Origin of the sequence: Undibacterium sp. 14-3-2 (assembly GCF_016595265.1) — a bacterium.
In the GTDB taxonomy this organism is placed as follows: Bacteria; Pseudomonadota; Gammaproteobacteria; order Burkholderiales; family Burkholderiaceae_D; genus Undibacterium; species Undibacterium aquatile.
The window spans coordinates 540,191-556,174 of record NZ_JAENGS010000001.1 but is presented as its reverse complement, the minus strand read 5'-3'; the positions used below and the strand labels follow the sequence as shown (position 1 = coordinate 556,174).

General features: G+C 52.3%; 13 protein-coding genes. 5 read left to right on the top strand and 8 right to left on the bottom strand.

Annotation, left to right across the window (positions count from 1 at the left end; all coding sequences use genetic code 11):
* Nucleotides 1–136 precede the first annotated feature (136 nt).
* The 3 genes from Undi14_RS02440 to Undi14_RS02430 all read left to right on the top strand — a co-directional run bounded on the left by Undi14_RS02440 (nucleotide 137) and on the right by Undi14_RS02430 (nucleotide 3,585).
* A complete protein-coding gene (locus tag Undi14_RS02440) occupies nucleotides 137–1,243 on the top strand; it encodes an S-(hydroxymethyl)glutathione dehydrogenase/class III alcohol dehydrogenase (protein WP_186886108.1) in 1,107 nt (368 codons plus the stop codon).
* Nucleotides 1,244–1,260: 17 nt separating this feature from the next.
* Nucleotides 1,261–2,130 carry an S-formylglutathione hydrolase gene (fghA, locus tag Undi14_RS02435; protein WP_234030369.1) on the top strand — a complete coding sequence of 290 codons (870 nt, stop codon included), beginning with the start codon at nucleotides 1,261–1,263 and terminating at the stop codon, nucleotides 2,128–2,130.
* 333 nt (nucleotides 2,131–2,463) lie between these two features.
* Nucleotides 2,464–3,585 (top strand): beta-ketoacyl-ACP synthase III, encoded by a 1,122-nt coding sequence (locus tag Undi14_RS02430; protein ID WP_186886107.1) that lies wholly within the window; start codon nucleotides 2,464–2,466, stop codon nucleotides 3,583–3,585.
* A gap of 34 nt (nucleotides 3,586–3,619) precedes the next feature.
* Here the strand turns inward: Undi14_RS02430 and Undi14_RS02425 are convergent, their stop codons facing one another.
* The 3 genes from Undi14_RS02425 to Undi14_RS02415 all read right to left on the bottom strand — a co-directional run bounded on the left by Undi14_RS02425 (nucleotide 3,620) and on the right by Undi14_RS02415 (nucleotide 8,211).
* A complete protein-coding gene (locus tag Undi14_RS02425; RefSeq protein ID WP_200177788.1) occupies nucleotides 3,620–5,821 on the bottom strand; it encodes a TonB-dependent siderophore receptor in 2,202 nt (733 codons plus the stop codon).
* A gap of 120 nt (nucleotides 5,822–5,941) precedes the next feature.
* On the bottom strand, nucleotides 5,942–7,807 hold the full coding sequence (locus Undi14_RS02420) for a M56 family metallopeptidase (RefSeq protein WP_200177787.1): 1,866 nt from the start codon (nucleotides 7,805–7,807) through the stop codon (nucleotides 5,942–5,944).
* Nucleotides 7,804–8,211: a BlaI/MecI/CopY family transcriptional regulator gene (locus Undi14_RS02415; protein ID WP_186886104.1), complete on the bottom strand. Its 408-nt coding sequence runs from the start codon at nucleotides 8,209–8,211 to the stop codon at nucleotides 7,804–7,806. The genes Undi14_RS02420 and Undi14_RS02415 overlap by 4 nt, the downstream gene beginning before the upstream one ends.
* Before the next feature lie 287 nt (nucleotides 8,212–8,498).
* Here Undi14_RS02415 and Undi14_RS02410 point away from each other — a divergent pair, with 287 nt between their 5' ends.
* Entirely contained in the window at nucleotides 8,499–11,069 is a 2,571-nt protein-coding gene (locus Undi14_RS02410) for a cation-translocating P-type ATPase (protein WP_234030368.1), read from the top strand.
* A 19-nt stretch (nucleotides 11,070–11,088) separates the two neighbouring features.
* On the opposite strand, the gene Undi14_RS02405 is transcribed toward Undi14_RS02410, so the two are convergent.
* The 3 genes from Undi14_RS02405 to Undi14_RS02395 all read right to left on the bottom strand — a co-directional run bounded on the left by Undi14_RS02405 (nucleotide 11,089) and on the right by Undi14_RS02395 (nucleotide 13,003).
* A complete protein-coding gene (locus tag Undi14_RS02405) occupies nucleotides 11,089–11,610 on the bottom strand; it encodes a TlpA disulfide reductase family protein (protein ID WP_186886102.1) in 522 nt (173 codons plus the stop codon).
* A gap of 132 nt (nucleotides 11,611–11,742) precedes the next feature.
* Nucleotides 11,743–12,546, bottom strand: coding sequence for a transporter (locus tag Undi14_RS02400; RefSeq protein WP_234030367.1), 804 nt, complete (start codon nucleotides 12,544–12,546; stop codon nucleotides 11,743–11,745).
* Nucleotide 12,547: 1 nt separating this feature from the next.
* The gene (locus Undi14_RS02395) at nucleotides 12,548–13,003 is read right to left on the bottom strand and encodes an Lrp/AsnC family transcriptional regulator (RefSeq protein ID WP_200177785.1); all 456 of its coding nucleotides are present in this window, start codon (nucleotides 13,001–13,003) and stop codon (nucleotides 12,548–12,550) included.
* A gap of 132 nt (nucleotides 13,004–13,135) precedes the next feature.
* Between Undi14_RS02395 and lysA the strand changes: the two genes are divergently transcribed.
* The gene (gene lysA / locus Undi14_RS02390) at nucleotides 13,136–14,383 is read left to right on the top strand and encodes a diaminopimelate decarboxylase (RefSeq protein WP_200177784.1); all 1,248 of its coding nucleotides are present in this window, start codon (nucleotides 13,136–13,138) and stop codon (nucleotides 14,381–14,383) included.
* 72 nt (nucleotides 14,384–14,455) lie between these two features.
* On the opposite strand, the gene Undi14_RS02385 is transcribed toward lysA, so the two are convergent.
* Nucleotides 14,456–15,352, bottom strand: coding sequence for an alpha/beta hydrolase (locus Undi14_RS02385; RefSeq protein WP_200177783.1), 897 nt, complete (start codon nucleotides 15,350–15,352; stop codon nucleotides 14,456–14,458).
* A gap of 96 nt (nucleotides 15,353–15,448) precedes the next feature.
* Nucleotides 15,449–15,967: a superoxide dismutase [Cu-Zn] SodC gene (sodC, locus tag Undi14_RS02380; RefSeq protein WP_370589866.1), complete on the bottom strand. Its 519-nt coding sequence runs from the start codon at nucleotides 15,965–15,967 to the stop codon at nucleotides 15,449–15,451.
* Between the last annotated feature and the right edge of the window lie 17 nt (nucleotides 15,968–15,984).

The following is a 15,984-nucleotide window of genomic DNA, read 5'->3' as shown; positions in this document are numbered from 1 at the left end:
TTTTCAGCCATTCTTCAGCTGTTTTCCGCCACACTACGCGATAAGCGATGCAAGCGCGCGTGCTATCCACGACAATCTGCGGCATCACATCATCTGAAGAGCGCCATTCCCGGCGCTCCCTCCTTAAAGGATTAACATGAAAACCAAAGCCGCCATTGCCTGGAAAGCCGGAGCACCGTTGACGATAGAAGAAGTCGATCTGCAAGGACCACGTGCAGGTGAAGTCCTGATCGAAGTCAAAGCCACCGGTATCTGCCACACCGATTACTACACGCTGTCCGGCGCCGATCCTGAAGGCCTGTTTCCGGCGATTCTGGGCCATGAAGGTGCCGGCATCATTGTTGATACCGGCCCGGGCGTTACCAGCGTGCGCAAAGGCGATCATGTGATTCCGTTGTACACGCCAGAATGCCGTCAATGCAAATTCTGCCTGTCACGCAAAACCAATCTTTGTCAGGCGATACGCTCGACTCAGGGTCGCGGTCTGATGCCGGATGCCACATCGCGCTTTTCGCTAGATGGCAAACCGCTGTTCCACTACATGGGCACCTCGACGTTCTCTAACTACATCGTCGTGCCGGAAATTGCCGTCGCCAAAGTCCGTGAAGACGCGCCTTTCGACAAAATCTGCTACATCGGCTGCGGCGTGACCACCGGCGTCGGTGCTGTCGTATTCAGCGCGAAAGTGGAAGCGGGTGCGAATGTCGCCGTCTTCGGTCTGGGCGGTATTGGTCTGAACGTGATTCAGGCCGCCAAAATGGTCGGTGCCGACAAAATTATCGGTGTCGATATCAATCCTAAACGTCAGGAAATGGCACGTAAATTCGGCATGACGCACTTTGTGAATCCGAATGAAGTTGACAACGTGGTGGATCACATCACGCAATTGACGGATGGCGGTGTCGATTATTCGTTTGAATGCATAGGCAATACCAAGGTCATGCGCCAAGCGCTTGAATGCTGCCACAAAGGCTGGGGACAATCCTTCATCATCGGCGTGGCGGAAGCCGGTGCAGAAATCAGCACCCGTCCGTTCCAGCTGGTCACCGGACGCGAATGGAAAGGCTCCGCATTCGGCGGTGCCCGCGGCCGCACCGATGTGCCGAAAATCGTTGACTGGTACATGGAAGGCAAGCTGAATATCGACGATCTGATTACCCATCGTCTGCCGCTGGAACGGATCAATGAAGGTTTTGATCTGATGAAGAGCGGCGAATCTATCCGTTCTGTTGTGCTGTACTGATGATGGCGGACGTCACGATGAAGGCGCTGCCTGAAGGTGTGGAACTGCTGAGCCAACACACGTGTTTTGGCGGGCTGCAGCAGTTTTATCGCCATCCATCAACAGAAATCGGGCTGCCGATGCGCTTTTCCGTTTTCCTGCCGCCGCAGGCACTGACAGGCGCTGTATGCCCGGCGATATTTTTTCTGGCAGGTCTGACCTGCACCGAAGAAACCTTCATGATCAAAGCCGGGGCGCAACGCGTCGCGGCGCGTGAAGGGCTGATACTGATCACGCCGGATACCAGTCCGCGTGGTGCGAATATTCCTGGTGACAGCGACGCCTGGGACTTTGGTGTCGGCGCGGGCTTTTATCTGGATGCAACCGAAGCACCGTGGAGTGCGCACTATCGCATAGAAAGCTACATCGTCCATGAACTGCGTGCGCTCCTGACCCAGTTCTTACCCATCGACCAAGAACGTCTCGGCATCATGGGGCATTCCATGGGGGGACATGGCGCACTGACACTGGCCTTGCGCCACCCCGGCATTTACAAAAGTCTGTCGGCTTTTGCACCGATCGCTGCGCCGACCGAATGTGCATGGGGACAGAAAGCGTTTCGTGGCTATCTTGGAAATGACAATGCCGGCTGGGTCACGCATGACGCCAGCCTGCTGATGGCACAACAGGCGCAGGCACCTTTTCCACAAGGCATACTGATCGACCAGGGCGAGGCGGATCAGTTTCTGGCGAGTCAGTTACACCCGCATTTATTCGCGACCGCCTGCGAAAAAGCAGGGCAACCACTGACTTTGCGTCGGCATGCAAACTATGATCACGGGTACTATTTCATCAGCAGCTTTATCGAAGACCATTTACTGCACCATAAAAATCAGTTGATCACCTGATTTTGCGACGGGATGAAGCACCGTGTACGCAGTGCTTCATCCTCTCATCCATGTCGACTGCCCCCTCCCGTCACAGTTAAATGCTTGTTTTTGATTCATTTTTTACCCTACTGGCTAGCATAAAAACTCTATTTCTATCGCTAATCGGATAAATTTGACGGAGTTTTGTGTAAAATTGGGCGACAACGTCGCGCTTACAACGCATTCACATGACCAACATTAGGGCGCCGCTATCCCTCATATTCCGATTATCGTCACCGGTGTAGCGCACACCATGCGCCCGGCACAATATTCCGTAGCGGAAACACGGCACCCAGCATAAGAAAGAAAACGATGAACAAAGTAGTCATCAGCGGCACCGGCCTTTACACACCTTCCGAATCCATCTCCAACGAAGAACTGATCGCCTGTTTTAACGCTTACGTACAGAAATTCAATCAGGAAAACGCCGCCGCCATCGCCGCCGGTGAAGTGACGGCACTCGAAGAATCTTCGGTCGCGTTCATAGAAAAAGCATCTGGCATCAAATCACGCTACGTCATCAACAAAGATGGCATTCTGGATGTGAAACGCATGGTGCCGCGTATTCCAGAACGCAGCGATGACGAGCCTTCAGTGATGTGTGAAATTGCGATGGCCGCTTGCCATCAGGCGCTGGAGCGTGCAGGTCGCACAGCGGCAGATGTTGACGCTGTCATCTGCGCCGCATCGAATATGCAACGTGCGTATCCGGCGATGGCCGTCGAAATTCAGAATGCACTCGGTATTGATGGGTATGGCTTTGACATGAACGTCGCCTGCTCTTCTGCGACGTTTGGTATTCAGGCCGCGGTCAGTGCGATCCAAAGCGGACAAGCCCGTGCGGTGCTGGTCGTCAGCCCGGAAATCACCAGTGGTCATTTGAACTGGCGTGACCGCGACAGCCACTTTATTTTTGGTGACGGCTGTACTGCCATTTTGTTGGAGCGCGCAGATCTGGCAACATCAAAACACCAGTTTGAAATCCTTGGCCTGAAACTGAAAACTCAGTTCTCCAATAACATCCGTAACAATTTCGGTTTCCTGAACCGTGCCGACGAATCTGGCATCGGCAAACCAGACAAATTGTTCCGTCAGCAAGGTCGTAAAGTATTCAAAGATGTGTGCCCGATGGCGGCAGCGACGATCACTTCCACTATCGAATCAACTGGTGTCCCTTTGCAAGACGTCAAACGCTTCTGGCTGCATCAGGCAAATTTGAATATGAACTTGCTGATTTCCCGCATGATACTCGGCCGCGATGCAACGCCTGAAGAATCACCAACGATACTCGACACTTACGCCAATACATCCTCTGCCGGTTCGATTATCGCGTTCCACAAATATCAGGATGATCTTACCGCCGGTAGCGTGGGCGTGATCTGCTCGTTTGGTGCTGGCTATTCCATTGGCTGTGTGCTGGTGAAGAAGCTCTGATCAATCCCTGGCTTCCGGGCTCTGTCAGACAAGGTCACAACTTAAGCTCCCACACCAGACGCCATGTGCGCGCTGATTGCTGACGACTATTGTCGTTCCAGCGCGCGGTCGGCGTGGTGTAAGTGTCACTATCGGCGCTGTCTTGTTGCAGCACATTGCTGACAGACATTCGTAGCTGGCTCTGAGGGTTTTGCTTCCAGGCCAGGTAGAGATCAAGATGACGTTTTGGGTTGCGATGAACCCGCATATATTCTGATTCACGCGTAGTATTGCTGGCCTGAAAATGATAGTCCCCACCGATACGCAAACGAGGCAGCAGTTGATAATCTGCCCCTGTGCTGATCAGCAAAGGCACTTGTTGCGATAAGCGATTATCGGGACCAGGAACATTGTCCATCCTTGACCAATTGCGGTTGAGCGTTGCGCGCAATTCCATGTCGGGGAAACGACTGGATAATTCTGCTAACTTTGTTTTCACTTCGATTTCCAGACCCATCACGTTGGCGCGGCCATGATTGCTCAACACATTCAGCCAGCTGCCGCCGCTCTGGCTAAGCTGCTCCACGATGATGTCATCAATCTGACGCCGGTACAGATTCGCACTGATCAGGCTGGTGCTACCAAAATAATGTTCATACGCCAGCTCAAGACCCCACGCGCGTTCAGGGCGCAGTTGTGGATTCCCCTGAAAGTCTGCATTAAGCGGAGTATTGTTGTTATCGACGCGAAAACGGCGCGGCACCAGATTGGCAACGCTGGGTAATTTAAAGCTTCGGTTCATTGCAAGCCGCCACTGCGTCTGTTCTGTCTGCTTCCAGACGGTTTGCAGTATAGGACTGGCCATGGTCGCAACATTATTGAAATCAAACCCGTCAGCTGCGACCAACTCTTTACTGCTGCTGGTAATGCGCTCCCAACGCAAGCCCAGATAAGCCGACCAGGCTTTATTGATACTCCATTCATCCTGTATGTAGGCAGCGAATTTATTGATGCGCGCCTGGTAGAAATGCGCATCGCTGATCACGCTGCTATCGCTTACCTGCACATCGCGTTCAAGGCGATTTTCATTGCGCAAGGCGTGGCTGACTTCCCAGCCCAGACTGACAACGTGGTCAGCCGAATACGGCGCAAGATATTTACCTGACAGGCGATATTCATTTTCCAGCGCAGCACCGTTGACGTAGCGTATTTCCTGCAAATTCGCCTGACTATCTTTACCCCAGAACTTAAATTTTGCGTCACGTTCCAGCCTGTTCCATCCAAAGTTAATGTTGAGTTTGGCGCTATCATCGAGACGACGTTCCCAACTGAGATCATTGCGCGATGTCAGCACATGCGCCGCCCAGAGACTATTGTTCATCGGGAAGTCTGTCGTATCACTGTCGTCTTGCTCATGCTTTGCTTGTTCCAGTCTGCTGGCGTTAATGTTGCTTTGCCAGTTCAGACTGTTCTCTGCATCGATTTTCCATTGGATGCGAGGCGACAAATTCAAGCCATCTTTACGGTTTTGCTGCGACTGTTGTAGTTGCCTGCGGATTTGTGTTTGCCATTGTCCATTTGCAGACTGAAAAACCGCGACGTTTTCCGCCAGGCTGATGTTGACATCATAGGTATTGCTTTCGGCATTTCCAGCTATGACGTAAGAAATATCACCCCATTCTTCCGGAGTCTGCGCCCCAAGGCTCCAGGACACATTACCAGACAACCTGTTTGCTTGCAGGCTGGCATTGGTCTTAAATTCGCTCGCCTGATTGCTGCTCTTTTTCTTGAGGACAATGTTAATGATGCCTGCGATGCTTTGGGCGCTCATATCAGCACTGGCGACGCGCATGACCTCGATTTTTTCTATCAAATCGGGGGCAATGTTATCGATGGAAAAACCGCTGGGCGTGGCCTGACCATTTAGCAGTATCTGGGTGTAGCCATTGCCCAGTCCACGCATGCGTATTTCTGCACCTTTGCCCGCGCCTTCGCTGATGCTGATGCCGGGCAAACGTTTCAGCACTTCGCTAAGATTGGTATCGCCGTATTTTTCTATCTCTTCACGACCATAGATGCTGCGCATGCCGACGTCGTCCTGGCGCTCGCGCACTGCCGTTGTTTTTCCGATGATGTCGACTTGCTGAATGGTCGCTTGTCCGAAGCTGGCTTTACTAGCGAACAGGCTGATCGCAGCCACAGTCAGCATATTCAGTCGTGGCAACCTAATGCGGAAAATTTCACGTATAAATTGCATGGTGTGTCTTTCTTTTGTTGTGTGTGGACGTGCCCTGTCCTTGCACCGCTCGGGGCGCAATATGTCAGGCATGGGGGGGGAGATAGCGTCAGCCAGCGAACCTGACTGACTAAAACCTGCTTAGCTGGCTGTGGTCGGTAGCATGGCAGCCCGTATATTCATCACATCACCATCGCGCGCATCAAGGTTTCTGGCATTCAGCAATACCATGATGACGGGCTTGCCTCCGATATTCATACGCATGGCCAGACAGCGACCAGCCGCTTTGGAATAGCCAGTTTTGGAGAGACTGATGTTCCAATCCTGGTTGGCCGTCAGTGCATTGCTACTCTGGTATTTTTGCAGCGTGCCGTCGATGAAAACAGCACCTTCGCTACGACTGCTCAGGCGGCTTAACTCAGGATACGCAGCCGCGGCCATCACCAGTCTGGCAATGTCTTTAGCACTGGAGCGATTCTGGCTTGAAATACCGGTCGCTTCGACCAATTGTGTTTGCTGTAGCTTGAGCTGACTTATTTTCTTTTGTGCGGCATCGATAAATGCGGGCTCGCCACCGGGATAAGTCCTGGCCAGCGCCTTGGCAGCGATATTGCTGGAGGCGGTCAGCGCCAGTTCCAGCAAGCTTTGCCGCGTCAGTACCTGACCGGGCTTCAGCATAATCTGACGGGTATTCCAGACTGCAGCATCGTCTTTTGTGATGGTGATTTTTTCCTGTCGATCTAAACCGGCGTCGACAATCAGCATGGCCGTCATCAGTTTGGAGATAGAGGCGATAGGCACAATCGCGTCCGCATCTTTGCCCATCAATACCTGCCCGGTTTGCTCGTCCATCACAAGCACATGTTCAGACTGGGTGCGGACATATACTGTTCTGCGAGGTGCAGCGTTGTTAACAGTATTGGCGTTGCTGACATTACCATCGATTGCGGTCGGCACGGCAGGATGTTCTGGCATAGCCATATCCGCAGTTGCCATCATCGGCATCTGCATCAACAGCAGCAATGCCATTCCGATACCCAATACGGGGCTTGCCATTTTCCAGTGCCATGGTTGTGCGTCAGGACGTATCAGGTGTCTGATACGTGACAGCAGGTCACCGCCATTCGCAGCGAGCCCGGGGCGGTAAAGCACACCTGACTCGAGTTTATCCAGCGCTTGCAATGCACATGCCAAAGGGCGGGCGTGACCAACGGCACTGATTGCAAGGTCATCGGCAATCATTTCTCTTTCTGTATTGATGCGCCGTGATAACCACCAGACAGCAGGATGGTAGAACAGTAACGACAAGACCAGATTTTGTAATAAATTGACGGCGTAATCCCAGCGTTTGATATGGCCAAGCTCGTGTGCCAGCAAGGCTTCTATCATGTCGTAAGACATACCGCTCAGCAGCGACGCAGGCATGAGTATCACCGGTTTGAAACAACCGTAAGTAATGGGGCTGAATAATTGCTGGCGAAATTGCAGAGTTACCTGACGTTGGATACCAAATTTGTGCGCCAGTCGATTGGCGCGACACTGCCATGTTGATGACGCGTCAGCTAAGGTGCCCATCGCATGCTGCGCTCCCAGCTTGTGTACCCATAGCAAACCCAGTCCAAGGCGTAGCATCATGATCGCGACGCCTAGACTCCAGACACTGACGATAAAGGGCAGGCAGGCGCCGATTCCCGCAACAAAAGCGCTTTCTTTTATCCACACCAGATCCAGAGCGATGGCCGTGTTTGTTGCCAGTTGTAATGCAGCCTCCAGACTGAGCGTTTGAGGTGCCTGCCATTGTTGGACAATGCTCAACACTGGCCATAACAGGCACAGCAACATGGCGATACAGGCAATCAGATAACGTAAATGCGGGCGGGCATTGCGGCATAGCGCAAACAGAATAGCGCTGATGCTGGCGATCAAAGCGCCCTGCCAGACGAAGTTGAGTAAAGGCCAGCCCAATACCTCACTCATGCTGCGCGTCATGATGTCTGCGGATATCATGATTTCTTTTCTTCCTGCAGAATTTGCTCTATCTCTTTGCGTTCTGCGGCACTGACATGACCACGCAGAGCTGCCAGTACCAACGCCTTGCCAGAACCGGCAAAAACTTTCTGTATCAGATCCTTGAGCAGATTAGTTTGCAGTGAGTCTTGTTCTTGTGACGGTGCATATACATGCGATCGCTGGCTTTCATCACGGGTCAAAATACCCTTCCCATGCATGATTTGCAGATGGCGCAATACCGTCGCATAGGCGAGGTCAGGACGTTCCGCATGGGCAGCCTCATGTACCTGCTTGGCATTCATCGGGCCCTGCTGCCACAGTATCTTAAGCAAATTCAGCTCCGAAGCTGTGGGCTTGGGGATGGCGGATGTGGACGATACAGATTTAGGAACGGAGTTCATGAATAACCTCGAAATCAGGAATGAATGCAGAATAAATGTTCTAGAAATTTTTGTCTAGAAATTTTTTTCTACAATGCTTTCGGCTAATAAGCACCGGATCTCAGTCCATTGCGACGCTTCATAATGCGACAGTCGCTTGCTAGCAATTGCAAATCAGTCGCCGGACTTGCTCTTGCACAAGCTTATCTGGCGAGTTTGTTTGCTACTATGAGCATGTGTTTTTTGCATACTCCTCACCTGCCAGCTCACGTGAAAAGGTTCAGTACATGGTATCCGAAGTGAACGCAATGACCGGTCTTAGCACTACGGAAGCCGCCGCCCGGCTGACGGCAGAGGGCGCCAATGAATTACCCTCCGCCAGACCGCGCAACATCGCCAGCATGATATGGAAAGTCGTCAGTGAGCCCATGCTGCTGTTGCTGTTTGCCTGTGGCGGTGTCTATCTGATTCTTGGCGATACACACGGCGCTGTCGTACTGGTATTTTTTATCCTGATCATCGTCAGCATCAGTCTGTTTCAGGAACATAAGACCGAACGTGCACTCGAAGCACTGCGAGATTTATCCAGCCCACGAGCCATCGTGATACGCGACGGCAGACAGCAAAACATCGCCAGCCGGGACGTCGTTTGCGGTGATTTGCTGGTTTTATCTGAAGGCGACCGTGTCACTGCTGATGCCATATTGCTGTCGTGCATGAATATGAGCGTGGACGAATCTTTGCTGACCGGTGAATCTTTAGCTGTCGGAAAAACAGTGGCAGAGCCGGCGCCGCTCACGATGGGACAAGCTGGCGGCGAACAGATGCCTTTTGTGTTTTCCGGATCACTAGTGGTGCAAGGCAACGGCATTGCGCGAGTGATGGCGACTGGCAGCCGCACAGCGATAGGGAAAATCGGACAGGCTCTGGCCAGCGTACAACAGGAGCCAACCCGCGTGCAGACCGAAATGGACAAGGTCGTCAAAATGATCGCCTTTGCCAGTCTGGCTGTCGCGCTGCTGCTGACCATTTTCTATGGCATCAGCCGCCACGACTGGTTGAATGGCATACTGGTCGGTATCACGTTTGCCATGGCGCTGATTCCGGAAGAATTACCCGTCGTGCTGGCTCTTTTTCTGGGACTCGGTGCCTGGAGAATTGCCCGACAAAGAGTGTTGACCCGCCGCGTACCGGCGATTGAGATGCTCGGTGAAACAACTGTGCTGTGCGTCGATAAAACCGGCACGCTGACACAAAACAAAATGGCCGTTGCGCGCCTGTTTGCGCAAGGCAGCCACTATTGCTGTACCGTGCCCGATGCGAAGCAGCCGCAGGTACTGGAAGAAGAGTTTCACGAAGTACTGGAATACGCGATTCTGGCCAGTCATCGCTCGCCATTTGATCCTATGGAAGTGGCGATTCAGGAATTCGGAAAATCAATGTTGGGGCAAACCGAACATCTGCACGATAGCTGGACGCTGGTTGATGAATATCCGCTCTCAAAAGAGTTACTGGCGATGTCACGCGTATGGCAATCGGCCGATCAGGCACATTTTGTGATCGCCAGCAAAGGCGCGCCCGAAGCGATTGCCGATCTTTGTCATCTCAGCGTTGAGCAAATAAACGCATTGCACAAGGAAGTCGATCTGCTGGCGAAGCAAGGCTTACGCGTACTCGGAGTCGCCAAAGCGCAATTCAGCCCGGTATCACTGTCTGCAACTGAAAATACTGATAATAAACTGCCGCCTATCCAGCATGATTTCGAGTTTGAGTTCATCGGCCTGATCGCACTCGCTGATCCGATCCGCGCTGGCGTACCCGCGGCGATACAGGATTGCCAGACTGCTGGCATCAGAGTCATCATGATTACCGGCGACTATCCTGCCACCGCGCAAAACATCGCTCAACAATGTGGCTTTGCAACATCCTCCGGCATCATGACCGGCGCCGAATTAACTGCGATTGACGATGCCGAACTCAGCCAACGCATCAAGACAACGAGTATCTTTTGCCGCGTATCGCCAGAGCAAAAACTAAGACTGGTCAACGTGCTGAAAAAGAATGGCGAGATCGTCGCGATGACCGGTGATGGCGTCAATGATGCGCCTGCATTAAAGGCCGCCCATATCGGTATCGCCATGGGCAAGCGCGGCACAGATGTAGCGCGTGAGTCGGCTGCACTGGTATTACTTGATGACGACTTTACAGCGATCGTGGCGACCATACGCTCAGGACGGCGCATCTTCGATAATTTACGCAAAACCATTCGTTTCATCATTGCTGTGCACATTCCGGTGATCGGCATGTCGCTGATTCCGGTGCTTGCAGGCTGGCCGCTGGTGCTGTTGCCCGTGCATATTATGGTGCTGCAACTGATTATTGACCCGACCTGTTCACTGGTGTTCGAGGCGGAATCGGAAGAGCCCGATGTCATGCGCAGACCACCGCGTTCCGTCAACGCCAGTATTTTTGATGCAGCAGTACTGCGCACCGGCTTGTTACATGGCACGGCGTTACTACTGACGGTGCTTGGTATCTATGGCTATGCATTACAGCATTATCCAAATACCGGAGAAGCCCGCGCCCTGGCGTTCACGGCAATGGTGATAGGAAATATCGGTTTGATTTTTATTCATCGCAGTGTGTCGTCAGACATCATCCACAGTCTGCGTTTGCCAAATCCGGCATTGTGGTGGGTGGTCGCTACGGCCTCAGCAATCTTGCTACTTGCGCTGAGTATACCGGCGATCAGTGCACTGTTTCACTTCGGACAACCGGCTTTACCCGAAGTGCTGACCAGCGCCGCAGCGGCTCTGTTTTGTATCGGCCTGATTGCAGCAGCCAAAGCATACCGATACAGACAGCGCCGTTTGTCCTGAGCTGTGTCTCAGATGAAGATCAACCAGCTAAAGCTTTTTCCAACAAACCATGCAATTCAGTGAATGAAGGCTCACCGACATAACGTTTTAAAACATTGCCCTGCTTGTCGATAACATAGGTAGTCGGCGTCAGCTTTACATCGCCGAAAGCCTGCGCCAACTTGCCCTGCACATCCAGTGCAACGTGAAATGGCAGTTGCCGGGTCTCAGCATAATTGACCACATAATTCGGCGGATCGTAGCTCATTGCCACCGCAACAAATTCCAGACCTTGCTTGTTGTACTTGTTATAGGTCTCTATCATGCGTGGCATCTCAGCGATACAAGTAGAACAGGAAGTCGCCCAGAAATTCACCATAACGACTTTGCCGCGCAAATCCTGCGTCGTCAATTTGTCGCCTTTCAGATTGGTGAACGTCACTTGTGGCATCGCGGGTTTGGCAGCGACCGACTGGTAAAAGAGAAAACCAAGCACAGCCAGTGCGATTGCGGCGATAGCGGCAAACAAAGCGAATTTACGCGGAGAAGACGGTGCCAACATGGGACTTCCTCAATAGTTCAGAGATAAGCGGGCATTATACGGTTTACGCGTGATGTCGGCAGCGTGTCATCCATGTAGCGCCGAATTGACTGCCCTCTGTCTGACCTTCATCAAACGGCTACACTCCTGCAGCTAAAATAATCTGGCAACCGGAACAACAACGCCGGCAAAAAAAGCACGATCAGTGGCCGTAGCGCTGATGCCTTTGCTCAATCCTATATCGAAAGTTAAACGTTTGTTCGGGCTATAAGTCAGCGCCAGCAAGATCTGATTTTGCGGCTGACTGCCTTTACTTTTCGTTCCCGACCACTCAGCAGTAACGCCCAGAGCCTCGCTGAGACTATATGAAAAAGCCGAAGACAGACCGGTTTGCCAACGCGATACGCCGTCATCCGCCCATCCCATTTTTGTCACGTTCGCATTCAGATCCAGATGCCAGTCGCCCAGATCTTTGCTGTAAATACCATTCAGAGTGTAATCGCGTTTTTCTGTACCTATCGCTTGTTTTGCGGTTGGCAGTTTCACGCCCAGCTCCAATCCGAAAGCAGTGTCGCTGTCGATCACAAACGCCCGCTTCAACACCAGATTCACGTCCCCCATGCCACGCACACGCGTCCCGGCGCCATCGTCATTCATAACACGAAGATCACCGCCCAATAAGATGCCCCATTGCTCGGAAAAAGCCAGCTTTAATAATGAAGGCAAGCTGTCACGCCGGGCATCTCCCGATTTACCGGATAAAACACCGAACTCCGCTTCGAGCTGACCTGGAAACGGCAATTGTGCCGAGTTCGATACCGATGGCCGATACGGTGTGATCGGCGCATCGTCCTGCTCTGCGGCGGCAGCCAGAAGGCTTACGCTACCAGCCAACAATCCTGTGCCGATACGTTTAATACACGCAGCTCTCATACCGGAAAATCCCTTATTTTTCATATCAGCTTCCTTCATGGACAGGTGCAGTAATCGTCTTTCCGGCGACATGCGTCGTCAGCACGATCGCCGTTGATGTCGATCCGAAGGCATTGAGCTCATTGATAATGCGCTGCAAATGCTCCACATCCGTTGCCAGCACACGCATCACTGCACCGTCTTCGCCGGTAACCGTATAACAATCGATAATTTCTGGACAAGATGCAACATACTGCGCGTAAGGTCTGCCCTGCTGCGTCGATAAACGTATCATTGCGGCAATCTGATAACCGAGCGCCTTAGGATTCACGTCTGCGCGGTAACCACGTATGACTTCAGCCGCCTCCAGACGCTTGATGCGTTCGGATACGGCGGGCTGACTCAGATGCACCTGACGGCCAATTTCCGCATGCGACATGCGTGCATCCTGTTGCAATAAACTCAGGATTTTCTGATCAAAATTATCTATTTTTGGATTCATAAGGAGACAAAAGAATTTTCCGTTGAATTCCATCAATCACGGTTGAATTGCTTATGGAATCCTATTTAAGCATCACGAAGCGCTTGTTAAAGTAGAGCTTACACTAAACCCGGTAAGGTTCAAGAGATCATCATGACGACCACTATCAGCAATGCCCAGATCGCGCAGATCGCCAAAGAATTCCACACCCCTTGCTGGGCATACGACGCCAGCATCATTCGTCAGCAAATCGCCCGTCTTAAACAGTTTGATGTAATCCGTTTTGCGCAGAAAGCATCCAGCAATATTCATCTGCTGCGCCTGATGCGCGAACAAGGGGTGATGGTGGATTCTGTTTCTCTCGGTGAGGTTGAGCGGGCGCTGGCGGCCGGTTATGCGCCAACCGCCAATGTGGATCAAACCCATGCCCCTATCGTGTTCACTGCGGATCTGCTGGATCGCAATGCATTGAAACGCGTGGTGGAACTGAATATTCCGGTTAACTGCGGTTCGCCACAAATGCTGGAACAGCTTGGACAGGCACATCGCGGGCATCCGGTCTGGCTGCGTATCAATCCCGGTTTTGGTCATGGCCACAGCCGCAAAACCAATACCGGCGGCGAACAAAGCAAACACGGCATCTGGTTTGAAGAATTGCCGGATGCACTGAAGATCATTGACCAGTATGGCTTGCAACTGGTGGGTCTGCACATGCACATAGGCTCAGGCGTCGATTACGACCACTTGCAAAGCGTCTGCGATGCAATGATTGCGCAGGTAAAAACCGCAAATCGCGACTTGCAGGCGATCTCCATCGGCGGCGGCTTATCGATTCCTTATCGTGGTGATGAAGCCGTGGTCGACACCGATCATTATTTCCAGATCTGGGATAAAGCGCGTAAAGAAATTGAAGCGCATCTCGGCCACAAAATCAGTATGGAAATTGAACCGGGACGTTTTCTGGTTGCACAGTCGGGCATCTTGATTTCTGAATTACGTGCGCAAAAACAAGTCGGCAGTAATTTCTTTGCGCTGGTCGACGCCGGCTTCAATGATCTCGCCCGTCCGGCGATGTATGGCAGTTTCCATCGCATTTCGGCACACGCCGCAGATGGCACACCGCGCACGACCGCATTGAAGCCAACCGTTGTGGCTGGTCCTTTGTGCGAATCCGGTGATGTGTTCACACAGGAAGACGGCGGCGTCGTGACAACGCAGGATTTACCCGCCTGCGAAATCGGCGATCTGTTTGTCTTTCACGATACCGGCGCGTATGGTGCCAGCATGTCCTCGAATTACAATTCACGTCCGCTGATTCCGGAAGTGCTGGTCGATGGCGATAAAATCACGCAAATCCGCCGCCGTCAGACCATACAGGAACTCATCGCTTTAGAGCTGTAATACAGGGCTTCCATTGCGATGAAAACGAAAGGCGCTAACGTGCCATACAGCTCACGCTGTTGCGCCTTTTTTTTATTGCAGACAAGCTCCGAGAAACTCCTGAATTTTTGCGGACACCTGACGCCCCTGAGAACCAAAAGCAAAATGATCGGCATCGGCAATCGTCATTAACTCCACCGATGCGCCAGCTGCTTTCATTTTCTTTGTAAAATCCCTTGCCTGTTGCACAGGTACAGTCGCATCCAGCTCGCCCTGCAACAGCAATAATGACGGCAGCTTATTTTTAAGTTTCCCAGATGCCGGGATATAACTAACAGGACTGGCGTCTTGGTAGATCTTCGCCGATGCAGAAAAATCTTCGCCCAGCAGCGATTTCAACATTACCCGCGGTGACATGGGGCCGCGTATTGCAGGGTCGGCAGTTTTCCACCAATCGACAAAATCCAGCGGCGGCGCATGTAAAACCGCACACCGCAACTGACTGCTGATACCAGCATAACCACCTGTGTTTTCCCATTTCCCCGGCGTGACCGCTGCCAGTGCAAGCAAATGCGCACCGGCGGAAACACCAAATGCGCCAATTTTTTCGGGATTGATCTGATACTCAACTGCATGGCTGCGTAACCAACGTACCGCACATTTCACATCCTCTATCTGCGCCGGAAACCGTGCTGCGGGCGCCAGGCGGTAATCTACACTCATTGAGACAAAACCCATACGCGATAATTGCTGCAATAAGCCATGTAAATCCGTACGGGAACCGCCGAGCCAGCTACCGCCGTGTACCACGATCATCGCAGCGTATGGCGGCGATGCGTTGGCCGCTGGCAGCACATCAAATTTCAGAGGTACATCGTCGCCGCAAGCGGTGACGGTTTGCAACACCGGCGTCGCTGTTGTCGTTGCAGCCTGCACAGGATGAATGAATATCACCAGAATCAACAAAGAGAAACAAAGACGCAGAAGCATAAAAAAACCATTAAAAAAGAAGTACGAAGAAAAAAAACCTCACGTCAGACGCAAGGTTTTTATATCACGACATAAAAATGCTCATGCGTGTGCAGCTCACGGAACCACGCCACACGCCATACGTGCACCACCACCGCCCAGCATCGCAGGATGATCGCTATGATTATCGCCACCCGCATGCACCATCAGCGCATGCCCACTGAGATCGGCGGCCTTCAGACGCGGTGCCAGCACAGGATAATTCGCCTTGCCATCCGCACTCACGTACAACGCTGGTAAATCGCCTTTATGTCCTTTGCCATACGGCCCCAGATGTGCACTTGATTTTTCCGGGTCCCAATGTGCTCCGGCGCCTAATGCCGCTGTCGCGACGCCATTATTTGCTGCTGGTGCGCAAGAAGGATTCGCGTGTACGTGAAAACCGTGCACACCAGCTGGCAAACCAGTTAAATCCGGTGTAATCAGCAAACCGTAGGCAGTATCTTCCAGTGTCACTTTGCCAGCAGTACCAAGATTGCCGCTCGCATCGACAAAATGCAATTCCAGTGTTTGTGCCTGCGCGATTCCAGTAATCAGGCTTGCCGCCATCAGACTCAGCTTCATTTTCGATAACATGTTGTCTCCTCAGGTTG